This window comes from Cytophaga aurantiaca DSM 3654 (assembly GCF_000379725.1).
GTDB lineage: Bacteria > Bacteroidota > Bacteroidia > Cytophagales > Cytophagaceae > Cytophaga > Cytophaga aurantiaca.
This window is the reverse complement of the sequence record NZ_KB903666.1, coordinates 133,552-159,226: the sequence shown is the minus strand read 5'-3', so window position 1 is coordinate 159,226 and position 25,675 is coordinate 133,552. Positions and strand designations below refer to the sequence as shown.

General features: G+C 36.0%; 25 protein-coding genes. 5 read left to right on the top strand and 20 right to left on the bottom strand.

Annotated elements, in window-relative coordinates; all coding sequences use genetic code 11:
• Positions 1 to 7: 7 nt before the first annotated feature.
• The 5 genes from A3EE_RS0119725 to A3EE_RS0119700 all read right to left on the bottom strand — a co-directional run bounded on the left by A3EE_RS0119725 (position 8) and on the right by A3EE_RS0119700 (position 3,088).
• Entirely contained in the window at positions 8 to 193 is a 186-nt protein-coding gene (locus A3EE_RS0119725) for a hypothetical protein (protein WP_018345177.1), read from the bottom strand.
• A 122-nt stretch (positions 194 to 315) separates the two neighbouring features.
• On the bottom strand, positions 316 to 1,419 hold the full coding sequence (locus A3EE_RS0119715; protein ID WP_018345175.1) for a DUF4421 domain-containing protein: 1,104 nt from the start codon (positions 1,417 to 1,419) through the stop codon (positions 316 to 318).
• An 83-nt stretch (positions 1,420 to 1,502) separates the two neighbouring features.
• Positions 1,503 to 1,637 (bottom strand): hypothetical protein, encoded by a 135-nt coding sequence (locus tag A3EE_RS22220; protein WP_281166503.1) that lies wholly within the window; start codon positions 1,635 to 1,637, stop codon positions 1,503 to 1,505.
• Positions 1,638 to 2,076: 439 nt separating this feature from the next.
• Entirely contained in the window at positions 2,077 to 2,532 is a 456-nt protein-coding gene (locus tag A3EE_RS0119705) for a Dps family protein (RefSeq protein WP_018345173.1), read from the bottom strand.
• Between the two features lie 205 nt (positions 2,533 to 2,737).
• Positions 2,738 to 3,088 carry a winged helix-turn-helix transcriptional regulator gene (locus A3EE_RS0119700; protein ID WP_018345172.1) on the bottom strand — a complete coding sequence of 117 codons (351 nt, stop codon included), beginning with the start codon at positions 3,086 to 3,088 and terminating at the stop codon, positions 2,738 to 2,740.
• 87 nt (positions 3,089 to 3,175) lie between these two features.
• Between A3EE_RS0119700 and A3EE_RS0119695 the strand changes: the two genes are divergently transcribed.
• Complete coding sequence (locus tag A3EE_RS0119695) at positions 3,176 to 4,066, top strand: NAD(P)H-binding protein (RefSeq protein WP_018345171.1); 891 nt, start codon at positions 3,176 to 3,178, stop codon at positions 4,064 to 4,066.
• Between the two features lie 154 nt (positions 4,067 to 4,220).
• On the opposite strand, the gene A3EE_RS0119690 is transcribed toward A3EE_RS0119695, so the two are convergent.
• Genes A3EE_RS0119690 through A3EE_RS0119675 form a run of 4 tightly spaced genes read right to left on the bottom strand, consistent with a single transcriptional unit; the run spans position 4,221 to position 10,632 of the window.
• Positions 4,221 to 5,702, bottom strand: coding sequence for a sensor histidine kinase (locus tag A3EE_RS0119690; protein WP_018345170.1), 1,482 nt, complete (start codon positions 5,700 to 5,702; stop codon positions 4,221 to 4,223).
• Positions 5,689 to 6,282: a chemotaxis protein CheB gene (locus A3EE_RS0119685; protein ID WP_157447124.1), complete on the bottom strand. Its 594-nt coding sequence runs from the start codon at positions 6,280 to 6,282 to the stop codon at positions 5,689 to 5,691. Before A3EE_RS0119685 ends, A3EE_RS0119690 begins: the two co-directional genes overlap by 14 nt.
• Positions 6,279 to 7,121 carry a CheR family methyltransferase gene (locus A3EE_RS0119680; protein WP_018345168.1) on the bottom strand — a complete coding sequence of 281 codons (843 nt, stop codon included), beginning with the start codon at positions 7,119 to 7,121 and terminating at the stop codon, positions 6,279 to 6,281. Before A3EE_RS0119680 ends, A3EE_RS0119685 begins: the two co-directional genes overlap by 4 nt.
• A gap of 37 nt (positions 7,122 to 7,158) precedes the next feature.
• Complete coding sequence (locus A3EE_RS0119675; protein WP_018345167.1) at positions 7,159 to 10,632, bottom strand: response regulator; 3,474 nt, start codon at positions 10,630 to 10,632, stop codon at positions 7,159 to 7,161.
• Positions 10,633 to 10,940: 308 nt separating this feature from the next.
• On the opposite strand from A3EE_RS0119675, the gene A3EE_RS0119670 reads away from it, so the two are divergent.
• The gene (locus A3EE_RS0119670; RefSeq protein WP_018345166.1) at positions 10,941 to 12,065 is read left to right on the top strand and encodes a hybrid sensor histidine kinase/response regulator; all 1,125 of its coding nucleotides are present in this window, start codon (positions 10,941 to 10,943) and stop codon (positions 12,063 to 12,065) included.
• A 15-nt stretch (positions 12,066 to 12,080) separates the two neighbouring features.
• Here A3EE_RS0119670 and A3EE_RS0119665 read toward each other — a convergent pair whose 3' ends face one another.
• Entirely contained in the window at positions 12,081 to 12,530 is a 450-nt protein-coding gene (locus A3EE_RS0119665; RefSeq protein WP_018345165.1) for a response regulator, read from the bottom strand.
• Positions 12,531 to 12,536: 6 nt separating this feature from the next.
• Positions 12,537 to 14,588, bottom strand: coding sequence for a PAS domain-containing sensor histidine kinase (locus tag A3EE_RS0119660; RefSeq protein ID WP_018345164.1), 2,052 nt, complete (start codon positions 14,586 to 14,588; stop codon positions 12,537 to 12,539).
• Positions 14,589 to 14,940: 352 nt separating this feature from the next.
• Between A3EE_RS0119660 and A3EE_RS0119650 the strand changes: the two genes are divergently transcribed.
• A complete protein-coding gene (locus tag A3EE_RS0119650) occupies positions 14,941 to 15,960 on the top strand; it encodes a response regulator (protein ID WP_018345162.1) in 1,020 nt (339 codons plus the stop codon).
• 6 nt (positions 15,961 to 15,966) lie between these two features.
• Here the strand turns inward: A3EE_RS0119650 and A3EE_RS0119645 are convergent, their stop codons facing one another.
• Both A3EE_RS0119645 and A3EE_RS0119640 read right to left on the bottom strand, forming a co-directional pair.
• Complete coding sequence (locus A3EE_RS0119645) at positions 15,967 to 16,323, bottom strand: hypothetical protein (RefSeq protein WP_018345161.1); 357 nt, start codon at positions 16,321 to 16,323, stop codon at positions 15,967 to 15,969.
• A gap of 59 nt (positions 16,324 to 16,382) precedes the next feature.
• Positions 16,383 to 16,778, bottom strand: a complete 396-nt coding sequence (locus tag A3EE_RS0119640; protein ID WP_026209884.1) for a YchJ family protein — start codon at positions 16,776 to 16,778, stop codon at positions 16,383 to 16,385.
• 211 nt (positions 16,779 to 16,989) lie between these two features.
• Between A3EE_RS0119640 and A3EE_RS0119635 the strand changes: the two genes are divergently transcribed.
• Both A3EE_RS0119635 and A3EE_RS0119630 read left to right on the top strand, forming a co-directional pair.
• Positions 16,990 to 17,649 (top strand): DUF2461 domain-containing protein, encoded by a 660-nt coding sequence (locus tag A3EE_RS0119635; protein WP_245553877.1) that lies wholly within the window; start codon positions 16,990 to 16,992, stop codon positions 17,647 to 17,649.
• A 101-nt stretch (positions 17,650 to 17,750) separates the two neighbouring features.
• Positions 17,751 to 18,155 carry a DUF2721 domain-containing protein gene (locus A3EE_RS0119630; protein ID WP_018345158.1) on the top strand — a complete coding sequence of 135 codons (405 nt, stop codon included), beginning with the start codon at positions 17,751 to 17,753 and terminating at the stop codon, positions 18,153 to 18,155.
• A gap of 120 nt (positions 18,156 to 18,275) precedes the next feature.
• Here A3EE_RS0119630 and A3EE_RS0119625 read toward each other — a convergent pair whose 3' ends face one another.
• From A3EE_RS0119625 to cel5B, 7 genes are all read right to left on the bottom strand, one after another.
• Complete coding sequence (locus A3EE_RS0119625) at positions 18,276 to 18,854, bottom strand: nitroreductase family protein (protein ID WP_018345157.1); 579 nt, start codon at positions 18,852 to 18,854, stop codon at positions 18,276 to 18,278.
• Between the two features lie 184 nt (positions 18,855 to 19,038).
• On the bottom strand, positions 19,039 to 19,911 hold the full coding sequence (locus A3EE_RS0119620) for a pirin family protein (protein WP_018345156.1): 873 nt from the start codon (positions 19,909 to 19,911) through the stop codon (positions 19,039 to 19,041).
• 580 nt (positions 19,912 to 20,491) lie between these two features.
• The gene (locus A3EE_RS0119610; protein ID WP_018345154.1) at positions 20,492 to 20,902 is read right to left on the bottom strand and encodes a hypothetical protein; all 411 of its coding nucleotides are present in this window, start codon (positions 20,900 to 20,902) and stop codon (positions 20,492 to 20,494) included.
• A gap of 145 nt (positions 20,903 to 21,047) precedes the next feature.
• Positions 21,048 to 22,358, bottom strand: a complete 1,311-nt coding sequence (locus tag A3EE_RS0119605; RefSeq protein WP_018345153.1) for a hypothetical protein — start codon at positions 22,356 to 22,358, stop codon at positions 21,048 to 21,050.
• 27 nt (positions 22,359 to 22,385) lie between these two features.
• The gene (locus tag A3EE_RS0119600; protein ID WP_018345152.1) at positions 22,386 to 23,765 is read right to left on the bottom strand and encodes a deoxyguanosinetriphosphate triphosphohydrolase; all 1,380 of its coding nucleotides are present in this window, start codon (positions 23,763 to 23,765) and stop codon (positions 22,386 to 22,388) included.
• A gap of 54 nt (positions 23,766 to 23,819) precedes the next feature.
• Positions 23,820 to 24,587 carry a DUF481 domain-containing protein gene (locus A3EE_RS0119595; RefSeq protein WP_018345151.1) on the bottom strand — a complete coding sequence of 256 codons (768 nt, stop codon included), beginning with the start codon at positions 24,585 to 24,587 and terminating at the stop codon, positions 23,820 to 23,822.
• A gap of 28 nt (positions 24,588 to 24,615) precedes the next feature.
• Positions 24,616 to 25,647, bottom strand: coding sequence for a processive endoglucanase Cel5B (cel5B, locus tag A3EE_RS0119590; protein ID WP_026209882.1), 1,032 nt, complete (start codon positions 25,645 to 25,647; stop codon positions 24,616 to 24,618).
• Between the last annotated feature and the right edge of the window lie 28 nt (positions 25,648 to 25,675).

Sequence of the window (25,675 nt, the reverse complement as noted above, 5' to 3'; positions counted from 1 at the left end):
TCTACATTTAAGCAGCATCCTTAATAGTACGTATAAGTCCCATGCCTGAAAGGAAGAATACAAAACCAAGTACACCATAAGTGATCATTGGCTTTATTGGGCTTCCTGTTTTTGAAAATAACACAGCAGTATATATTAAAAAACCAATTCCTAAAATTGTCAATACCGCTCCAAAGATTCTCTTAATATTCATATGCCTATTTTTATATACAATATGTACATTACAATGGACAATACTTTTACATTATTTTCATGAATTGTTACACTATTTAATGCGATGATTTCAATCATATAAATCATAGTTCAGGAAAACACCTACAAGCCAGGGGGCATGGTCTGGTCATAAACCTTTTTCACTACACGCGGTGCAACAAATCGATAGCCAATATCAAAACCAATATAATTATACGCACTGGTATACCTTACTGTATTCAATGCAGCAGTTCGTCCATCTAAGTCAAACCGCACGGCAGCAAAAAAACGATTTGATTGATAGCCTATACTTGCAGAGCCATCCAATACCCATTGCAGGCTTGTTTCTTTATGAACACGTTCATCGTTTTCAGAATACAATCTGTTAATATACAGATTGAGTGGAGAGAAAATTGAAATAGTTGCGTAGAAATGTTTTTTAATTACCAGGTTTCCTCCTATTCCCGGAGAAAGTTTTATGTTATAACCCACAACTTTGGTAATGTTATCGTAGCCTTCAAAATACGGACGTTGAGGAACACTAAGCAAATTTGTATCTCCGTAAAAACGCTGACTGTATATTCCGGCTTTGACCATAAAACCAAGATGACTTTTAATTTGTCCTTCTGTGTGATCAACGGTAGAGAGATATGAATATTTTTTCCAGTTGAAATTATAAATTCCTTCAAACATGTATTCTTTAATTGTAATGTCCGGACGAGGTACCGTCGATTGAAGAGGATCCAGACTATTAAAGGAGTTAATATCTGTCATACCTTGTACCTTCATAAATTTGAAGGTAAGAATATAGATGGGACTTTTATATTTAATTGTAGCCGTGCGGTATTTTGTAGATACATAACCTGGTGGATCTCCGACAGGCGGTAACAAACTCATCGCAAAACCTGCCGTTATGTGCCTATAACTAAATGAAAAACCTGTAATGGTTTTAATATTTGTACGAAATTGAGAACTGGCCTGTAAAGCGCCTTTGGGCTCTATATTTATATGCACTGTTGGCGAAAATACATGTGTCGCAACCGTTGCATAATTTTTCGGATATACTTTAATATAAGTTGAATCGGAAGGATTGTATTTAATTTTCAAATGAGGAAAATACTTCTCATAAAATTTGTCGGGATGCAGAAAAACATTCTCCTTTTTTTTCTGTGCATGCAGCGTAAAACCAATGAAAAAAATAACGCCAAGTACAAGCAACTTCTGCATATGTCAAGATAACTATTAAAAACAACAATGCAAGGTACTCACTCACACAAAGAACTAATAACAACTATTAATTCTGATTATAATCATATAAGAAAAACAACAGCTATAATTGCTGTAAAAATAACCGCAAATGTAGTTATATCCGGAGATTCAAGAATAACGCCTGATTGGCGAACCAAACGATGCATGTATATATATCCTCTTTTATAAATCTTCATAGTATTTCCTATTCTATGTACTTATACTCTTTTCCTTCACAATGGTTTCACAATTCAATTCTATGAATATCCATTCATTTAAATCCTTTCAATTCATTAATACAATCGAAAAACCTATTAGAAGATATGCAGCAAACCCAATAGATACGATAGATACAAGAGATTCAAAATAACGTGTTTTTTTTCTGTTTGTCATGACCGTTGCTGTTTGATATGATGTAAAATTCACCAATATCATACAATATTGTGTTACACGGTAACAGGCAATTATTATATCATTTCCATGCACTAAATGCGTAAAAATGAGGTGGAAAAAAGGTTCTACAAAAAATAATTTATATCATTTAAAATAATTAAGTACATATATATCACATCATAAAAAATGCTTCATGCCTTTATATATATAAAGGCATGAAGCATTTTTATAGAGTATATATTTCTAATTTAAATACCTTCTAAGAGTCCAGGCAATCGTCTCATGATCCTGAAGCAGTTTTGTAAAATAATCGGTGGTGCCTGCATCACTATCTGCATCAATATCTTTTCTCAATTCAACGATAACAGATTCATGATCAGCAAGTAATTCCTTCAGCATATCTTTTTGAGATGGATATTTTCCAGGTGCTTCTTTTAAGCGTGTCACTTTAGAAAACTCTTCCATTGTTCCGATCGTGTTTGAACCCAGCTTATTAATACGTTCTGCCGTTTCGTCTATAATGGCTTCAAGTTGTGTATACTGTGCTTCAAACAATTTGTGAAGTTCCATAAAACTTTGTCCGGAAACATTCCAATGAAACTTTCTTGTCTTTACATACAACGTCATTTGATCTGCCAATGCAACAGACAACATGTTTACACTTTTTTTAATGTCTTCTTCTGAAAGTCCTAATTTCATAGCTCTAAAATTTATGTTGATGTAAAATGATTTTATACATCAAAGTTGCACAAACACGGCTATGAATGGCTTACATGTTTTCAGAAAATGCTTATACAAATCACATGTATAACATTTGATTCTGTTGCAACGAATAAAAATATAAACTAAAAATAATATGTGTTGGCTTTTTAGTTCAACGCAAAATAACTAACTCATAAATGAATTATACATTGTATTTTCTGGCCCAATCAACCATTGATTTCATAACGGGTGATAAGGCTTTACCGGCTTCCGATAATTTATATTCTACATGCGGCGGAATAACAGGCTTAGCTATACGCTCAACCAGATTATCCGCTTCAAGTTCTTTTAAATTCTGGATCAACATTTTCTCGGTAATCGTTGGTATGGCTCTTTTCAATTCACCATAACGTTTGCCTCCGGTCATTAAATTAAAAATAATGATTGGCTTCCAGCGGCCTCCTATCTTGGTTAGCGTAAAGGATACCGGACAAGCTGTAATAGCATCCAGCTTATTTAAGTGATTGGTTGAAGATTCTTTTACTGCCGTCATAAGATACCTACTTTAGGGTTAGTACTTGTAATAAAGTAAGTACAAATATACATTTGTTTAATCATTAACTCAAAACAAAATACAGATATGAAATACGTTATCACAGGTTCATTAGGAAATATAAGCAAGCCACTAGCTAAGACATTGATTGCAGCTGGTCACACGGTAACAGTAGTGAGCAGCCAGGAAAGCCGTAAAGCTGAAATCGAAGCCTTGGGCGCAAAAGCGGCGATCGGTTCGGTTCAGGATGTAGACTTTTTAACAAAAACCTTTACAGGTGCAGATGCGGTGTATACAATGGTTCCGCCTACGTTTGCTGCAGCCGATTGGAAAAAATACATTGGTGATACAGGTAAAGTTTATGCAGATGCGATTGCTGCTTCGGGGGTAAAAAACATTGTAAACTTAAGCAGCATCGGTGCACACATGGCAGAAGGATGCGGCCCTGTAAGCGGTATCCACAGAGAAGAGCAAGCATTAAATACATTGTCTGATGTCAACATCAAACATCTTCGTCCGGGTAATTTTTATACCAACCTGTTGAATAACATCGGTATGATCAAACATGCGAACATCATCGGTGCTAATTATGGTACGAACACATCCATCGTATTTGTGCATCCATCTGATATTGCTGCTGTAGCTGTAGAAGAATTAACTGCTTTAACCTTTAAAGGTCATACCGTGCGTTATGTTGTAAGCGATGAACGTACTACAAACGATGTAGCAAAAGTACTTGGTGCAGCAATCGGTAAACCGGAGCTTCCATGGATTGACTTTAAAGACGAAGATAGTTTTGGCGGTATGGTTGGAGCAGGCTTACCAGAAGAAATTGCAAAAAATTTCGTAGAGATGGGTAAAGCCGTACGTGAAGGAAAAATGTTTGAAGATTATAATGCACATAGATCTTCTGTTCAACTCTCTAAGACAAAACTTGAAGATTTTGCGAAGGAGTTTGCTGCAGCGTTTAATCAGTAATATAAAATATCAAATGAATAAATGTAGTCAAAGGCTACAAAATACCCGGCACCAGTCACTGCTTCGCTAATGCCGGCGCCAGAATTAATAAAAATAAAAGCCTGAACAATAGTGTAACTCTATTGTTCAGGCTTTTATTTTTATTCTTGCTGATTTATACTGAATGAACAGGGAACGAAAAATAAAACGTTGCTCCTTCTCCTACTTTCGAATTGGCCCACACTTTACCGCCATGTTTTTCAATAATGCGTTTAACAATAGCCAATCCAACGCCAGTACCTTCAAATTCTTTTGTACTATGAAGGCGTTGAAATACGCCAAAAAGTTTATCGCTGTATTCCATGTCAAATCCAGCACCATTATCTTTTACAAAGTACACGGTATTATCTGCTTCTTTTGTAAAACCTACTTCAATAACAGGATGTTCTATTTTACTTGAATATTTAATGGCATTTGAAAGCAGATTGATAATAACCTGTTTCAGTAAATTATAGTCAGCTTCAATTTCAGGTAAATTTGCTACTTTGAATTCAGCTTTTGGAGAATGTACCTGAATCTCATTATAAATATTATTCACCAGATCCTTCATGTGAATCACTTGCTTCTGTATAGGCTTTTTACCTAAGCGGGAAAACGCCAAAAGATCGTCAATCAAGGTATCCATTTTAAAAGCATTGCGTTTGATGTTACCCAGCAAACGAGCAGACTTTTCATCTACCTGAGTAAATGCATCCTCAAGCATTTGTGTGTAATTATTAATGGACCGCAAAGGCGCGCGCAAATCATGAGAGACCGAATACGAGAACGATTCAAGCTCATTATTTACAATCTGCAATTGATGATTATTTTCTTTCAGATCCTGATTCAGACGTATGATTTCATCGTCCTTAATTTTACGTTCCGTAATATCGCGTGCATTTGAAAACCACTTCCCTCCTTTTACAACAATGTTCCATTGCAGCCATTTATGCGATCCATCTTTACATAAAAGTTGTGTTTCAAAAGAAAGTATATCCTCATCACGTTTTTTAAATCCTTCTAGTCGCTCTTTATCCATATCATTCAGAAAAAATAATAAGGTGCGTGCATTGATCTCCTCTGCTGAATACCCAAGCACCTGGGTCATTGCAACATTATAAGCATCAAAGGTGAATGTATCTGCATCGATCGTACAAATAATATCCGGAGAGTTATTGATCAGAATGGCAGACTTTTCCAACGCGTTATTGCTTTCGACTAATTCTTTGCGCTGCAATTCCAATTTCAAAAGCATACTAACCTTTGCTTTTGTCACTTCCGGATCAAGCGGTTTAAACAAATAATCAACCGCACCTTCTTCTAACCCTTTAATAATATTCTTTTGTTCTTTGTACTCTGCAGATGCAAACAAAATCGGAACGTCTTTTGTACGTTTATTAGACTTAAGCATATTCGCAACTTCAAACCCATCCATTTCTGGCATTTGTACATCCAGAATAATCAGATCCATAGGTTTACTTAAAGCAATTTTCAAACCTTCGTCTCCAGAGGTAGCTTTAAAAAATGTTCGGTTTTCTTTCATCAACAAATTTTCAAGCGCAAAAATATTGTTTGAAATATCATCAATGATCAAAATATTTGCTTTACCTTCTTTCATATAACTGTTTTAAGTAAGATGAAATTTCATCCAATGTCAAATTACTGCATATTGATCCGATTGAAACGGATGCCTGAGGCATATACGGATATTCTGCTGTTGTAGGTTCCTGTGCAATCGTATAACCGCCAGCTCTTCTTATTTCCAGCATTCCTTCTGCACCGTCACTACTTGCGCCTGTTAATATTATGCCCACTAACTTTTCCTTATATACTTCGGCAGCTGTTGCAAATAACAGATCGATAGAGGGCCGACTGTGTTTCACATATATATCTGAAGTCAGTGAAAATGTTTCATCCTGTTCAATTAATAAATGATAATCCGGTGGAGCAATATAAATACACGCTCCATGAATCTTTTCCTTTTCATCTGCCTGCTTTACGCGCATCAAACATTTTGTCTGCAATATTTCTTCCAGCAGTTTTGTATGCTCCTTTCCACGATGCTGAACAACAATAATGGGTAGGAAATAATCAGCGGGTAACGCACTTAATACATGAATAAGCGCATGTAAACCTCCAGCTGATGCACCAATAACAACAGCTTCAACTATTCTGTTGGTATCTATTCTATTCATCATCCAATCTTCATAAATATGCGTTCCTTTTTATCAACGTCTTCGAAATTACTTTTCCTATCCGTAAATAAAAGAGATTCTTTATTTCCGAGTGCAAGAAAACCAAAAGAACAAAGGCTCTCATGAAACAAATTGATTACTTTATTCTGCAGCTGCTGATTAAAATAGATCAATACATTACGGCAAACAATTAATTGAAATTCATTGAATGATTTATCAGCCGTTAAATTATGAGGCGAAAAAACAACATTGTCTCTAAGAGATTTATCAAACAAAACAGAATTGTATTTCGATATATAATATTCAGACAAGGAGTGCATACCACCCGATTTATTATAATTGACTGTATATGCTTTCATGTTGTCAACAGGATATAAACCATCTTTTGCAATCTGTATGGAGCGTTGATTGATATCCGTAGCATATATAATGGATCTTTCTAAAAGACCAGCTTCTTTCAATACAATTGCAATGGAATATACTTCCTCACCTGTTGCACAACCTGCAATCCAGATCTTGATCACCGGATAAGTAGCGAGTCTCTCCATTACGTTTTCCCGTAAACTTTTATAAAAAGTAGGATCCCGAAACATTTCCGTTACGGTAACAGAAAGTTCCTGAATGAATGTTTCAAAAACAGCTTCGTCTTTTAATAAAATTTTACTAAGATCCTGTAACGTCGGAATCTTATACATATTCATAAAATTCAGGATGCGTCTTTTGATAGATGCCTCTGCATAATCTGTAAAGTCATATCCATACATAAACTTGATGGCATCTAAAAATGCTTTCAGTTCTTCCTGAGAATATGAAAATGCATGCGATACAGACTGTTGCTCCATAGCTGAAAATAAAAAGATACTTAATAAAAGTTTGCTGTTAATTATACAACCATACCCGCATTAACGAAAGTAATTGCTCAATGTTTACGGGTTTTGAAATATAATCTGACATACCAGCAGCCAGACACTTTTCACGATCGCCTTTCATTGCTTTTGCTGTGATGGCAATAATCGGAATTTTATCAAATTGAGGCATACTACGTATTGCTTTTGTAGCTTCATATCCGTCCATTTCAGGCATCATCACATCCATGAGGACAATCTCAATCGAAGGGTTTTCGGCTAGCACCTGAAGAGCTACTTTGCCGTTTTCTGCGATAAAACATTGCATCTCTTCTTCTTCAAGTGCATTGGTCAGTGAATATACATTCCGTATATCGTCGTCAACAACCAAAACCTTTTTCGATTTCAGAATTTCTTCTGTTTTATGAAGTTTACGAATGATGCGTTGTTTTTCTTTCGGCAATTTTGACTCTACCCGATGCAGAAACAAGGTTGTTTCATCGAGTAAGCGTTCCTGCGAATTGGCTGTTTTCAATACAACCGCACTCGCTAATTTATTCAATATATTTTTTTCATCCAGCGTAAGGTCTCTGCCCGTATAGACAATGATTGGAATTCCTTTAATATCCTGTGTCTCTTTAATTTTTTCGATCAGATCAAACCCAGACATATCCGGCAAACCCAGATCAACAATGATGCAATCGTAGGCATCTGTTACCAGCATATCATACGCTTCTTTACCTGTAAACGCAGAATAACTTTTAACATCCCCGTTTCCGATCAATTCACGGATCGCGTTATTCTGCACTTCGTTATCTTCAACTACAAGTAATTTTTTTAATTTTTTACGTCCGAAGTCTTCGATCCGATCAAAGGCATTCAACAACACATCTTTGGTAACCGGTTTCAGAATGTAATCAAAAGCACCCAATTCCAAACCTTCTCTCTTACGATCGTAGCCAGAAATAATCTGCACCGGAATATGTCTTAACGCCGGATCATTTTTTAATTGTTTTAAGACCTCAGCACCATCCATTACAGGAAGTTTCATATCCAGCATGATGGCATCCGGCTTGTATTGACGGGCATAGCTTAATCCGGTATTTCCTCTTGTTGCGATAATCCCTTTGTAATTTCGTTCTCTTAAAAAATCAAGCATCAGTTTTGCAAATACGATATCGTCTTCCATCAACAGAATGATTTTATCATTCGCAGATAAATTGTACCGATCGTCTGAGAAATCCTCGAATTCTTCCGGCGTAGTATCTTCAATGGATGTAGATTGTACAGAAGAAGTATTTTCCTGTTTGCGGAAATCCGGAGTGTTTTTTTCTACAACCTGATCTGCCTGATTTTTATCCGTTTCTATATAGTGATATGGAAGGAACAACGTAAACGTACTTCCTTTACCTTCTTCGCTTTGTACATGTATTTCTCCGCCAAGGGCAGTTGAAAGCTCGCGACTGATTGATAAGCCCAATCCTGTACCCCCGTATTTACGTTTGGTTGAACCATCTACTTGCTGAAACGCTTCAAAAATAATCTGCTGTTTATTTTTAGGAATACCGATTCCGGAATCTGTAACGGAAAGTGCAAGGCAGTTGTGTGCATTCAAATCTTTATTTCTGAATACAACCGTTTCCGGAACAGCACCCATTTTAAATATAACAAAACCTTTATTTGAAGTAAATTTAAATGCATTTGAAAGCAGGTTTCGTATGATCTGCTCCAATCGCTGACGATCTGTATGAATGCTGGTTTTAAGCAACGAGTCTTCGCATTCAATCTTAAAGTTGATCGCTTTCTTTTTTGCAACTTCATCAAACATGGCGTGCATGCTGTTACTTATCTTATTAAGCGAAACATCTTCAATATCAAGATCCAGTTTACCAGCTTCAACCTTTGAAAGGTCTAGAATTTCATTGATCAACTCTAGCAGATCGGAACCCGAATTACAAATGTTTTGTGCAAATTCTACTTCTTTTTCGTTGAGGGTAGCATTCTTATTATCAATCAATAATTGTGACAGAATCAATATGCTATTGAGTGGTGTACGCAATTCATGCGACATGTTTGCAAGAAACTCTGATTTATATTTACTTGTCAGTTCCAGCTCACGTGCTTTTGTCTCTATCTGTATTTTAGCGTTCTCCAGCGTTTCCTTTTGCGCTTCAAGCAAATTCGCTTTTTCTTCTAATTCTTCATTGCTTTGATGCAGTTCTTCCTGCTGGGCACGCAGATCTGCTTCAGATTTTTCAAGCAACTCTGTTTTCACCTGAAGCTCTTCATTGAATTGTTTTAATTCTTCCTGCTGTGCTTCCAGTTCTTCTGCTTGGCGTTGCGTCTCTTCAAGTAATTCGGTTATCTTACCCCTTGATTGGGCAGATGTAATGGCTATAGCTATACTATCCATCACAAGCGTTATATAGGACTTCTGAATATCCGTGAAAGGCTTCATGCTCCCAAGTTCTATGATACCAACGGTGTTGTTTTCATATAATATAGGAGCTATTAAAATATTGGCCGGATTGATTTCTCCCATACCGGAATCAAGAATAAAATTGTCTGACGGAATATCTGTCAATACAATTGTTTTCTTGTCCTGCGCAACCTGCCCGATAAGTCCTTCTCCAAAACGAATGGTTTTTACATCTTTCTTTGCTTTTGTTAGTGCATATCCACTGGAAAGATGCAATGCAGATCCGGAATCATTGGCAATATAGACAGCTCCTAAAGATGCATTTAAATACGGAACTAAATGATCTATCACAGACCGTCCAAGTTCCTGTATGGCTTGATTCCCTTGCATTTCCTGAGCTAGAGTACTGCTGCCGGATAAACTCCAGTTTTTTTCTGCCGTCTCTTTTTCTGCTGTGCGTAATGCATTCAGATTTGTAACAATAATAATATAAACAGCAATTAAAACGATAACAATGGCAACAATGAGTGCGATAAAAACAGAATTGAAATCCTTTGCATCTTTTTCGCTGGTTATTTTCCGTTCAGTCAGTAATCTGAACTCCATATCCTTGGCCTCATCTATATTGGCACGTATTTTATCCATGATACGCTTTCCATTTTCGCTGGAAACCAATAGCTGTGCTAAGGCAAAATCACTATTTCGAAGTTTAATACAGCTGTCCAGATGATTTAAATGCGCATGAATTAAGTCATTGATCTCCGCAATTCTTTTTTGCTGCGTTGGATTATCAATGGTTAAATCTTTAACATAATCTATATTTTGTTGTACTTGTGCTGTTGCCTTATTATACGGATTCAAAAAATTATCCTTTCCGGTAATAACATATCCACGCATAGAAGTTTCAGCATCCGTTTGTGTAACCAGAATCTGTTCAAGACCGTACAAAACTTTGTGGGTATGATCCACCCATTCGTTCGTTTCTTTAAATTTTTCGCTATTGCGATACGAAATGAAGCCAACAATGATTAAAACCAGTGTACAGGCGCCTAATCCAAGCAGTATCTTTTTATCTAATGTAAAATTCATATATATAAAAATAAAAAAATTACGGATAGTTCAATACAATAATTTGCGTTTGTGCAATACTTAATGCGTTTCATATGATAAAATGTTCAGATTAAAATCTGTTAATGATCTATTCTTCATCGCAACTACTTTTTTAACTTTTGTTAATAGGAATCTGTCTTTATATGCCTAACTTATGAGATAGGATTGCTCAACTACAAGAACAATTATTTGAAATAACCAGCTAATTCGCTTTTATATAAGTTACGTATTTCTTTTTAAACCTAATACGCAACACATACTTTTAAATTATTATTAGTTACACAGCTATGAAACTAAAGGAAAAAATTAAGATTCTCATGCTTGAAGATGTTGAAGATGATGTCACATTCATTGAAAATATTCTTGAAAAAGGAGGTATTGATCACTCAACCCTTCAAGTTGATTCCAAAGCTGAATTCATAAAAGGTATTAAAGAATATCAACCCGATGTGATCCTTTCAGATCACTCTTTGCCTCAATTCAATTCTATTGAAGCGCATAAAATCTGTCTAAAAGAAAATCTGTTTGTTCCGTTCATTCTTGTAACAGGAGCTGTATCCGAAGAGTTTGCCGTTACCTGTTTAAAACTAGGTATCGATGATTATATTTTAAAATCCAATCTTTCCCGATTACCGAGTGCAATTCTTACAGCATTGAGACAGCGCGAACTTGAAAAGACGAAAATTCAGACAATGCATGAATTAAAAGAACAAAATGAACAGATCTTAAAAATTAACAAAGAGCTGGATTCTTTTATTTATAGCATTTCACACAGCCTTAGAGGCCCGCTTTCAACCGTAAGCGGATTGTTAAATCTTGCAGAACTGGAATCACCAGAAAATAATACGAATGTAAAAGAGTTACATAAAATGATGGAAGCTTGTGTTCAACGTTTAGATACTACGATCCGTCAAATGGTTGATCAATGTCGGAATGCACGTCTGGAGATTGACACCAACGCAATTGATATTGCTGAATTGATTGATAAATCAATGAATAATCTGTCGTATTTATCCGGAGCGGATGCAGTAAAAGTATCTATCATGAATTCTGCGCAAGTTCCTTTTTATTCAGACTCATATAGACTGGAAGTTATCATCAACAGTATTTTATCCAATGTGATCAAGTACCGTGATCCGCAAAAAGAACAATCAGAAGTGTCGATTCAAATCATCTGTACTCCTGAACATGCCGTAATAAATTTCAAAGATAATGGTTTAGGAATCTGTAAAAAATGCATGCCTAAAATTTTCAATATGTTCTATCGGGCATCCGAAAAAAGTGATGGCGCGGGTTTGGGCTTATATATAGTAAAGGAATTTGTGGAACGGCTTAAAGGTACTGTAACCGTTACTTCTGTTGAAAATGAGAATACAAGTGTTACCATTGTACTACCCAATACCACAATCTAAAACGTAGCTGATATATTAATGTTTCTTTTCTGATGGAGTTATAGACTCCAATACTGTTTTATCCAGAGATTGTATATCCCCTCCATGCAAGGCATCCAGAATGATCTTAATATTTTTCTTTAACAGCGTATAGTGATTGGGTTTCGTAAAAAAAGCTAAGGCGCCAAGCTTAAACGCTTTTTCAATTTCATGCGGATAGGAAGACGTAGAATACATCACAACCGGAATTTTCTTAAACTGCTCTTCTGCTTTCAGCTTAGTTAAACAATTCCAGCCATTCATACCCGGCATATTGATATCTAAAAAAATAACACTCGGTGCATAACCATTCTCAAGCATAGAGAACGCTTCAGGTCCTTCCATTGCATAGGTGTATTTTACATTCGGGTCTATTTCACTCAATGCTTCAAATATCAAATCTGAATCATCTGCATCATCATCAACTAGTAAAAACTCTATCGCCATTGTATTTTAGGATTTAATCGTATTTAAAGGTAATAAAATTGTAAACACCGCCCCAATATCTTTTACTCCATTCGCAAATATAATTCCATTATGCCTATCCACAATCTTTTTACATAATGCCAGACCAAGACCAGTACCTTCATATTTGTCTTTGGAATTCAAGCGTATAAATGCATCAAACATCTTCTCTACATCTTCTTCTGAAAAACCAATACCATTATCTGTTATGGTAAGTTTTTCATACTCAATACCTGAAACATTTTCTCTGGCATACGTTATCGCAATTTGCGAGGCTTCATCTGTTTTAGAAAATTTCAATGCATTATTGATCAGATTGTAAAAAAGCTGATAGATCAATACCGGTACGCCTTGTATCACAGGTAATTTATCTGTTGTAATCGTTGCCTCTTTTTCATCGATCAGAATTTCAAGGTCTTTTTTAATATTTATAATGATCTCATTTAAATCTATTTTTCCCATTGCCTGACTCAAATCACTTAGGGTTGAATAGGTCAGAACTCCTTCAATCATAGAGATCATACGATCTGTAGAATGCAGAATTTTATCCAGATACAGATGTCCTTTTTCCGGGATCAGCGGTTTGAATTCTTCTTTAATTCTATTTGTAAAAATTTTAACCTTCCGAACAGGCTCTTTGAGATCATGACTGGCTACATGGGCAAATTGCAATAAGTCTGCATTGGTTTGTTTAAGTTCTGTAGTACGTTGCCGAACCTGCTTACTTAATTCTTCGGCAAATTGTTTATGCTCCGTTATGTCAAGTATCATACCGATAAGCTTAAACGGCTTATGCGCATCATCAAACATTGCTTTACCAAAAGATTTCACCCAACGTATTTCTCCATTTGAGTGCTCCACTCTATACTCTGCATTATATATACCTCCACCTTCCATAGCCTTTTTAATTGCCTTATTACGGACAGCGATGTCTTTAGCAACAATCTTAGAAGTAAATTCTTTATAGGTAGGCTGATGTTCTTCCGAAAATCCAAAGATTTTTTTATACTGATTATTGCAATCCATTTCATCGGATTCAATCAGCAACTCATAATAACCGATCTCCCCTGCGTCCAGAGCGAGCTGTAACCGATCTCCGGCAAAACGAATCTGATCCTGAATTTCTTCATTTAATTCACGTGCAATAACTTCTGTGGTGACATCCTGCAACGTACCGTTAAAACGGTATGCTTCTTTTTGATCATTAAACCAGGCTCGTCCTTTTGCATTGACAATGCGCTCCTCTTTTGAGACAGGATTAATGATCGTATACGTAACATTGTAAACTCCTCCGGATGAATAATCCAATGCTCTTGTGATTGCCTTTATCACATCTGGCCGTTCTTCCTCTGAAATAACTGCCAAAGCCAAGGACAGATCAATCTCTGACACAGGCAATAAACCAAACCAATCTTTCAAGCGCTCATTGCCATCAAACGTATTCTTCACCGGATCATAATCCCAAGTGCCCAATTCAGCTGCATCAATGGCAAAGCGCAATTTATTTTCACTCTCTTCAATTTTTTTCAGATTCTGAACCATATTGGTTGTCTCAGTACACACAACCAATACGCCACCAATAATACCCCCTTCAATATATACCGGACTGTAACCGAACGTCCAGTATACATCCTGCATTTGACCGTTGCGATAGATCGGAATCAACTGATCTTCACTCCAGGTTGATTCACCTTGCAAAACACGGTCGATCAATGGTTTTATAACCGGCCATATTTCCTGCCAGCAATCCACACCTTTTTGCCCTAGTGCGACAGGGTGCTTCCCTTCATTGCCAAGGCTTGGACGGTATGCATCGTTATAAAACTGAATCAACTCATCTCCCCACCAGATAAACATGGGAAATTTTGAATTCAGAACAATACTGACTGTTGTTAATAGACTTTGCGGCCATGTGTTTATACAACCCAATGAAGTTGTATTCCAGTTAAACGCACGTATCCGCTCTCCCATTTCTCCGCCGCCGGACAAAAAATTTAAAACGTTTGAATTTGGCTCTGAGGATTCAGAAATAAATGTCATGAAACTTAAATTGTACTTACTACAAGATACCAATTTTAAATCTAATTATTTGAATCTATTACTTATTCTTAAAAATATCTTTTTGTTAAATACATCAAATATGTATATTGAATTCAAAGAAAGGTGCATTGCTGACAGCTATGCAATCCAGGCTATATGTTACAACTTACAATTTGAGGACAACTATAAATTGGAAAAAATCTTTTTTAAAACCAATACGTATAGAATCTTAGATAGAGTTTAAAAGTCTATTCAGAAGTATCCTGCTCTATAATTTAGTTTATCGCATAGCAGGGAAAGATTACCAGCGCATTTTTTAATATTTTATTTATCTTTTTAACGTGTACAGCTTATGGAAAGTAGAATTCTCATCATTGATGACAGTGCAGATGATTACGCACTTGTGGAAAACACATTGATCGATTCAGGAATCAATGCAGAAATAATTTATGCTTCAGATGGAATAATTGGCTGTAAAGAAGCAGCAAAAGAAAATATTGACTGCATCTTTTTAGATTACAATCTTCCCAAAATGAACGGACTGGAGGTCTTACATAAAATTCGTTCAGAAGGCATTGACACTCCGATTATCATGCTGACCGGACAAAAAGATGAGCATACGATAGTAGAATTGTTGAAAGAAGGGGCTAATGATTATATTTCCAAATCAGATATTACTCCTGAAATACTTAGGCTCAGTTTTGAAAACTCCAGGCAACTTTACAAAATGCGAAAAGAGAAAGAAGCTGCAATCAATGCATTAAAAGAAAGTCAGCTAAGACTTTCAGAAGCACAGGAAATTGCTGCACTTGGTAACTGGGAGTATAATGATGAAACCAGAGAACTGTATCTCTCCGGACAAGCGCAAAAAATTCTGGATTACACATTAGAATACAGTATATTCCCCATGCATGCATTTATGCGTCATCAGGTATATAAAGAAAATCTGGTACTCCTTAGTGGCTTCATGCGAAATCTTTATGAAGATTCACACTTCGCGATAACATTACGCATAAAAACGTTTGAAGGCATTTATAAATATGTTCATATACAAAAACGCAGCGAAGACAATATATTTTCCGATAGAAAAAAAGTTGTAGGAACCATACAGGATATAACACTTTTGAAAAAGGCATTAGAAGAAACAAAAAAAGCGAAGATCAGTCGTAAGGCAACAACTATCGTATTGACCGTTGCGATCTGTATCTTTTTAGTTTCAGAAGCACTTATTGATCCATTTGTTGATGCCCTTCAAATTGGTTTCCTTATAGCCATTTCATTCAAAGGAGTTATAGCATTTCTTTTAAAACCACTTGAAACAATGCTTGAAAAATTCATGCTTCGAAAAGTATCTACAGCACAAGTACAATAACGTACATTATTTAATAAGCGCTATATTTATGTAAGTAGAAAGATTTACTGTCAACATCAGTATTTTTGCGTCTGCACAGGCACCGCCTACAAACGGCGTAACCAGAATTGGTTTCATGGCTTCTTCGTTCGTATATGTTTTTAGATAACATGGACGTTTTCCTAAGCTCACAGCAATTTCAACTTTATATACTTTACCACTGGTTTTATTAATAACCTGCAATGTTTTACCTGCTTCTAATTTAATTCCTTCTTTTAAAACAACGGGCTTTGAGTCATACAACACTTCAAAGGTATCTGTAGAAGTGTTTGACGTAAATGAAGCGAAACAAAAAGCGATCAAAAGAACTATTACGTTTTTCATATGTTTAGTAAGTAATGGATTTTATGTTTTAAGAATTCATTGTTTAACGAAGTATATTTTCAATATACTTCACCTTCAACAAACAACCAACCTGCACCGATCTTTTCGAAGGAAGAATATTCATGATGAATATGATCATCACCTTCTGCGTCGGAATAATACGCTTTAAATTCAACATAGCCGATGGTATCCGATGCACAACCTTTTTTTGTTGAACAGATCTCCAGTTTTTTCCATACACTTGATGCAGCCCATGCCTTAATGGATTCTGCATTGTATTGTTTACGGGTAAGCGGATGTGTTGTATTCAGAATATAAGCTACCTCGCATCGGGTATATGCGGTGTAGCGCGAACGCATTAATTGCTCGGCTGTTTGAGGTAGTAAAATACCGCTTATAAAAGTCTGACAACACATATCATATGTTTTCCCCGAACAGCACGGACACAATTTCATAAATATCTTCTATTTAAATAATCGTCTATCTCTCTTAAAAGTAATTCAATAAAGAGGAATCGTTAACCTATCATATAAATGTACCAATTATTTTTACAGTTAAGCAAGTATCTTTACAATGAAATGCTGAACTTGTGGAAGCATATATGAACAGATTGTAAACGCTATACCAATGACTCCAAACTATAACCTGGTTTTACCTTTTGATTTTTTGAAGAAGATTTCAAAAAACAATAATAAAGAATGGTTTACAAAAAATAAGCTGGTATATCAATCTGCACACGCAGAATTGGTTTCATTTGCAGATATCTTGCTTGTAGAAATGAATAAACACGATTCGATTGAAACACCTTCCGGTAAAAAAAGTTTATACAGAATTTATAACGATGTTCGATTCTCTAAAGATAAAAGTCCGTATAAGAACAATATCGGCGGTGGTTTCAGACGGGCAACTAAACAACGCAGAGGCGGTTATTATTTTCATATAGAACCCGGAAACTCATTTGTAGGAGGTGGATTTTTCTCTCCGAATGCAGAAGATCTGTTACATATTAGAAATCATCTATCTGCAGATCCGAAAACCTTAAAAAAGATTTTGAATGAAGCTTCTTTCAAAAAAACATTCGGAAGTTTGCTGGGTGATAAAGTTAAAACAGCTCCAAGAGGATTTGATGTAGATGATGAAAATATTGATTTAATACGCCACAAACAATTCATAATAAAGCACTATTTTACGAACGAAGAAGTATTATCTAAGAACTTTCATATACTGGTTTCAAATACGTTCAAAAAAATGCGGCCTTACCTGGATTATATGAGCGAGATCTTAACAACAGATCTAAATGGAGAGTCAGTGGTCAGTAGACAGTAAACAGTGGTCAGTTGTCAGTAAAAATAAAAGGATGTCTGAAAGACAAAGACCGCATACTTTCTTATTAAAATTATTTTAGATTTATAGAGAAATAAAACATTATGGATGATTTAGCATTAAATACACCTGCCCTGCTATTCCCTACAATTTCTTTGTTGTTGTTGGCTTATACCAACAGGTACATTGCGATCAGTAACAGAATACGCTCTTTACATTCTCAATATCAGACAGAAAAATCAACCGTTATCATTGCTCAGATAGGCATCTTAAAAAAACGAATTTTCTTAATCCGAAATATGCAGCTACTTGGTATTGCTACCATGTTTATTGCAGCCTTTTCTATGTTTCTTATTTATTATAAACTGGATGAATGGGTACATGCGGTGTTTGGCTTGAGTCTGATCTCGATGCTCTTATCTCTTGCTCTGTGTTCGGTTGAAGTTTACCTTTCAAATAAAGCCTTGCTGATACAGATCAAAGATGTAGAGCATCTGATCGACTTATAGTTACTAGGTTCTAGTTGCCAGGTACTAGACAGAAAACAATTGCCATATTATAATTAAACAACAAAATCCCATTATGAACGGAGCATTGTTATTTAAATTCTCTAGCCTGGAAACTAGAACCTAGTAACTTGAAACTAACTTCACAAATTCCGCTAACGGTTTACGAACTCTTGCGGTAAGTTCTCTGCCTTTAAATGGTTCTTCCAATTTTTCGGCGTCGTCTAAATAGCCGAATGAAATAACACAAAGTATTTTTTCATCTTCTGTCAATTTCAACTCATTACTTAATTTGACTTTATCAACTCCTCCCATTGGATGCGTGTAAATACCCATAGATGATGCCTGTAAAAGAAGATACCCCGTAGCTATACCAGCATCATGCTCCGCATTTGCATTGGGGTTACCATTTGCAGAAAGTGTTTTGCGTGCAATGCTAACAATAAAACCCGCTGCATGTTTATTCCAGGGTTGATTACCTGCAGCCAAACAATTCCAGATGCTATCAAAACCAGCACTGCCTTTTAATGCATATTGAAACTCCCAGGGCTGTTCGTTGTTTGCACTTGGCGCCCAGCTCGCTGCTTCAAGTATGGTATGTACCTGTTCGGTTGTAATTTCTTTTGGAGAAAATGAACGGGCACTCCACCGTTCTTTAATAAGATCGAGTACGGGATGTTTTGTAATGGCGTGCTTTATCATTTTAAATTGTATAATCTTTAGTATATATTCTAATCCTTTAACCTACGTATTACAAAATTCCAAAACACAAAAAACAAATTCCAAACTACTTTAGAATACACTCTATTTAACTAGCATTAACTCCAAAGTCTAAATAATATTAGATTCTTTTTTAAATTTGCTTTTTGTGTTTTGGAATTTGTGTTTAAACCGTCATTGGTACTTCCATCAACAAAAACTCTGCTGCTGAATCTGCTTTGATCGTTACTTCATCAACGTTCCAGATGCCGTACCCATCGCGGGTAGTCAACTCCTGTCCGTTAATATGTATATCCCCACTCAGATTAAAAACATACAAGCCATTCGTTTTATCTTTCATTTTATATACCTGACTGTGATTTGCATCAAACTGTGCTAAATGAAACCAGGCATTCTGATGAATCCATACGCCTGCATCATCCGGATTGGGTGAAATTATCTGCTGAAATGTATTGTGACGATCGCTGCTCTTTAACGTGATCTGATCGTAACGTGGTGTTACATTCTTTTTATTTGGAAACACCCAGATCTGCAAAAACTTCACTTGCTTATCCGCATTTTTATTGTACTCGCTATGCTGAATCCCTGTACCGGCCGACATTACCTGCACATCTCCATTACGGATAACAGTTGTATTTCCCATACTGTCTTTATGTTCTAAGTCTCCTTCAAGCGGAATACTAATGATCTCCATATTGTCGTGCGGGTGTGTACCGAAACCTCTTCCGCCGGAAACGATATCGTCATTCAACACACGCAACACACCAAAGTGCATGCGTTCGGGATTGTAATAATTTGCAAAACTGAATGTATGTCTGCTGTGTAACCAACCATGATTGGCATCGCCACGTGAGTCGGCTTTATGTAATACTGCGTTTTCCATAAGTGTAGATTGTGTATTCGGAATATGATTAAATCCTAAGATCTCCAATTCCTTGAGTTCATCAATATCATTTTTTATAACATTTCCCATTGCAGATGCGGCTACAAACATACCTGTACCCATCAATCCTTTTTTTATAAAATCACTTCTATCCATAAAATAGATGTCCTTTTTTAAGTTTCAAGTTATAGTATTCAATATACGTGTTTAAACACACATTTTAATTAATTCGTTCCCAATAAAGCAATATGATAATTTACAGTAGTTTCTGTTACTTTGCAGGATGATAACCCGTGTTGCATTTGAATATCTTTTACCAGGAAAAACATCTGAAATAAGCCTTTATTTCAGCGACTTTCATCTGTTTGGCAAACATCACCCCTATATGATTGAAGTGATCGAAAGAAAAAATGCTTCTTCAACTACCAGATATCACGTCCGCGAATCGCTCAAGCTTTGGGGCTTTATTCCAATGAAACCGGAGTATAACGTAGAAGTTAAAATCGTTGAACTGGAAAAACTCATTCGTTATACATCTGAAGTGAGTAAAGGTGTATTCCTTGATATTGATTATACCTTCATTGAAGACAGCTATACAACTACTGTCAAAGTTGTGGAAGCAATGACATTAAAAGGTTATCCGATTATTAATTCTATTTTTATCGGCTTGTTNAAAAAATCAAGAAAGTTGCTGATTGAATCAATACGGAAGGAAATAGAAAGCAATAAGACTTTATCAACCACACCTTAGTATAGGTGTTACCGGGCTATTCGGATATTTATTGAACATATAGGTCTTTGCTTTTAAAAATGCGGACTCATAGTTATCCTTACTCGCATACTCTAAATAAAAACATTTCATAAAATCTGAAATAACAGAGTGGTCTTCGTCGCAGCCAATAAATGAAATGATACAGACATTCTTTTTAACAAAATTCGAATCCGTTAAAGATCCCAACCCTGTATCTGAAGCAGATAATACAACCAGCAATGAGTCTGACTTTGAGATACTTTCTATTGCACTAATTTTCACATCCGTTGAATCAAGCGAACGCACACTTAACGCAGGACTACCTGTTAAGATAATCTGCCCAGTAACTGCATGATAAAAAAACACAAAAACAATAAGCAAATATATCCGCTTCATATACTCAATAGGACTTTGACGTCTTGTGAAGATACAAAAATGATTATACTTCTGGAAGATACTCCATTCAAAGAACGGAATCCCGAAAAAAAGTTTGTTGGAACGCGAAAATAACAACTATTAAGTAACAAGAACAGTAAATATTTTAATACCACCCAACAAATTGCTTTAAGTATTCAATGTTTATTCTTTCAATTTTTTTATTCTGTGCATCAAAGATCATGATCGAATTCCAATGATCATATTGGTTGCGACTTGGAACAATCTCCCTAAGTTGAAAAGACAATTTATTATGAGATAAACTATAAGTTGGAGTCAAACCATTATCTTTAATAATTTCGTTTCCATGAAATAAATACTTTGTATCATACAAACTCCGTGGATCATTATTACTTCTAAGCATTTGAAATTCTTTGCTCAAATAAAATGTATTTGAAGGAGATAATGTTAATTTTTCTATGTTGATTTTAAATTGATCTACCTTTTCGCCTTCAACAGAACAGTAATAAAAAATATTCCCCATTAGGTCAGTTTTAAAATATGGCGGGTAGTGATGTTGAATGGGAAGTTTTAATTTTTCAAATGATTGGACTGACCCATCCTCAACATTAATCAAAATTATATTTCCATTTTCTTCGTGACTAAGTAACAATGAATCGTTAATCCAATGAATAGGTAAATTATTTACTGTTCTTAAACCAAAATTAAAAATTGCAGGATGTTTTATTATTTGCACACCTGATTTCACTTCAGTTACAACAATAAATCCTTTTGTCGGGAACATTCTCGCCAATCCACATCCACTATATTTATCATCATCAAGATACCAACCGTCATACTCGTTAGATGATACAAATGTTGCTTCATACATCCTGCAAGGTGATTTCTTTTTGGAAATTCTTATAAATCCGTGAACTGCAAAACATAGGGTATCTATATTTCTATTTGATGGAAGTTCTTCAATTTTGCATTTTTGAAGATCAAAAAAATAGGAACTTGATTTTATCGCTGCATGCCTGATAGAATCATTTACTCTAAAAGCTAATCTATTATTATATGGGATATGATTAAAGAATACAGAATCACCGGAAATATCTTCAAAAATATCACCATTAATATGATCAAAAATTACTGTTTTTAATACTAAATCAATAATATCACCTTTAGAATTAACCAGGTATCTATTCTGAATTATTTGGGAATGAAAATCAGAATAATGCGGAATATAATAGCCCGTTTTTAATAGTTCCTTTTTCTTATAACCGCTATCCGTTTTTTCATATAAACACAATACAAATGCGCTTTCTATAGGAACTTTCCCAAGCCCTTCTCTTTTATATTCCCAAGTCAAAATTCCATTGGCACTTTGGGATTGTTTAATTATGCTGGTAGTACTTGTACAAACTATACAGATTAAACCACATATAAATGCAATTGAAAAATGTTTTGCTACCATTGCAATATTTAATTAAATGTAATTTATTTACTTCAATTCCGGTAGTGCAATGCCTTTAATCTTGCGGTACAGATCAACTGCATAAATATCTGTCATGCCTGAAATAAAATCAATCACCGATTGTAACTTTCGATACAGATCATCGCCCTCATAAATGAATTGAGAGGGCAATAGTTGTAATAGTTTTTCTGAATTGGGCTTGCCGGGATACAACACCGCCGGTATGAATTCTTCCAACAAACCGCCTAATATTTTATAGCCTGCCAATTCAATTTCAACAACCGAACGGTAGTTGTATATTTCTTTTACAGAAATATCTTTCAGTTTGTTAAATGGAACTGCGATCTCCGGAGCCAGATCATCGGTTAAACTTTTTTCATAGGTACCTGCTAAAATCTCTTCGCGATGCTGCCAGAATACTGCCGTGCATTGCTCCAGCAAATTATTGATTACTGTCGCACGTAGATACGCAATCTTTTGATTCGGGTCTACGATCTTATCTACTATGCTTGCTGCTTTTAAGCGTGTATGTGTTCCTTCTTCAGGGAAAAATTGCAATAAGGTATCAATGGCTTTTTCAAGTGAAATAATTTTTAAACGATAGGCATCTTCCCAATCGATGATCTGATAACAGATATCATCAGCTGCTTCAACCAGGTAAACAAAGGGATGTCGTGCATATGCGATTTGGTCTGTGGCAATAGATAACAGACCAAATTCTGAAACGATCTTCTGAAAGGTTGTTCTTTCGGAATCAAAGAAACCATATTTTTTCCGATGCAGATTTTTTTTCTGATGTCCTGCCTTTGCTTCGCATGGATACTTGATCATGGACGCAATGGTTGTATACGTAAGACGCATGCCGCCTTCAGAGTTTTCATTAAAAGAATGTGTCAGCAAACGCAGTCCGTTTGCATTGCCTTCAAAGTTTATCAGATCTGCATATTGGTTTTCTGAAACCTTAGATTTTAACAGATCCGTTTCTTCCGTTGAAAGATTTCTGAAGTAAGCTGAAATTGCTTTTTCTCCGGAGTGACCGAAAGGCGGATTCCCGATATCGTGCGCCAGACAAGCCGCAGCAATGACAGATCCTAATTCGTAATTGTAGAACCGTTGAAAATCTTCATCATCTTTGTGATACTCTTTTGCAATACGCTGACCGATGATGCTGCCGATGCTTCTACCTACGCACGCTACTTCCAGACTATGCGTTAATCGGTTGTGCACAAAAATACTTCCAGGCAATGGAAACACCTGCGTTTTGTTTTGTAGCCTTCTGAATGCAGATGAAAAGATCAAACGATCATAATCACGTTGATAGGGATTGCGTATGGAATCCGGATCTGCTTCTACTCTATTCTCTGTACCCAAACGTTTCGGGCTGTATAATTTTTTCCAATCAAGCATAATTTTATCTGTATACGGAATACATTGATGTAGTTGCCATGTTTTCCTGTTGCATCAAAACGTTTTATCAAAGGTCAAACCATAAGTTAATAAAAAGTTTTCTCTGCTTGTTCTGTTGACCTTATTGTAAGTAGTTGCAATGGTAAAACTCAACCATTTTCTAATTTTAAATTCCATGGAATTGGTAAACTTGAAAATATAATCCGATTCACTTTCCAATGATTGCTGCCAATAATTGCTGCCCCGAAGTTTAATCACTTTATGTACATAAAGCAGGTATTTGACACGAAAAGAATTACGAAAGGTTTCAAAATCATTGTAAAGCGGATCCGGACTCGGTGCATAGTTGTTGTACTCATAAACCAAACCGTCGCTCAGCGAAAGACTAAAAACCGCACTTTTAAGGACGTCGTATCCAATACCACTACCAACCTGCAAACGAGAGTCGATCTTCAATGAATAACTGTTATCGTAGGCTCCATATCCCCAGAAAAAAAGGATTTGTTTGTCATTATACACATTATAATCCGTTGCCACATTATAATCGTTGTTGGTCAATCCCGTTTTTTGCTTTCCATATACCCAGCCGCCATAAACATTTATAAGTGTTTTCTTTTTGGAAAATGCAAAACGTACGGTGTTGTTGGTAAGGTATGATTCCGTGGTGTTCGTTTTATTATAGACACCCGTTAGATTGGCTTTCAGGTAATAAACTGATGTATCGTCGTATTGTGCCTGTACCTGTTGTACACAGATAAAAAAAAGTAAAAGGATATGAATTCTATGCAGGCAAAAATATTTTATTGATTGCACAAATTTCATATCCTTTCTTCCGTATTAATCTATTGTGTTACTTCTTTTTCTTTTTTCCGGAAGCCGGTGCCGTCTTAACTAAGCTATCAAAGATCGGAGTATTCTTTAAGATCATATCTGCACGAACCAATTGTCCGGAAGGTGTAAGGTCATAATCTGCCCAGCCTCCGAAAGGACTCGCTCCGGGAACAATCGCCGAAGCTGTCTCTGCCTTATCAGCAATGGACCAGTTGCAATAGCTAATCTTGTGTTCATCCAGGAATGCATACCACAATGCAGTTTCTTCAGGACTGAAATTACTGTTGCCTGAAGCATCGCATGTTCCATATTCTGTAACAAATAAGGCAATGCCCATATCCAATGCTTTTTTTGCTTCCACACGCAATTCCTCTTTATGTGTTCCCGGATAAAAGTGAAGTGTGTACATTACCTTCGGATCTTTGATCGGATTCATAGCAGCTTCGGATACCAATTGCGACCATTGTCTGGTTCCAACTACAATGATATTCGTAGAATCATACATACGTATTTTAGCGATCACGCCTTCTGCATAGGGCTTGATCTCTTTGTTCCATGAAGTAGCAGCCAAAGGTTCATTGTATACTTCATAAATAATGTTCGGAACATTACCGTATTTCTTTGCCATCTCCGAGAAGAATCGTTGTGCCGCAGCCGGATTCTTTTGTGCTTCATGACTGTGGTAATCAATGATCACATAAATGCCTTTTGCAATAGCAGCATTTACGACTTCCATTACTTTAAATTTTTCTGTATCCGGATTTTCAAGATAGCCGCCCATTTCTACACCCATGGCAGCACGTACTACTGTACATTTCCAATCGTCTCGCAGCCACTTCACCACATCTCCGTTATAGTACGACCCCATCCATTGACTCCAGAACAAAGACATGCCTCTCAGCTGAACGGTGTCTCCGTATTCACTTACCATGTAACTTCCTTTAACAGATAAGTGACCGTATTTTTCTACAATGGTTTTTTGGGCAAAGGTGTGCACAGAAAAGAACATGCACACAATAAACAGAAATGCGGGGGAGATTTTTTTTAACATATTAAATATATTGTAGTACGTATTGTAT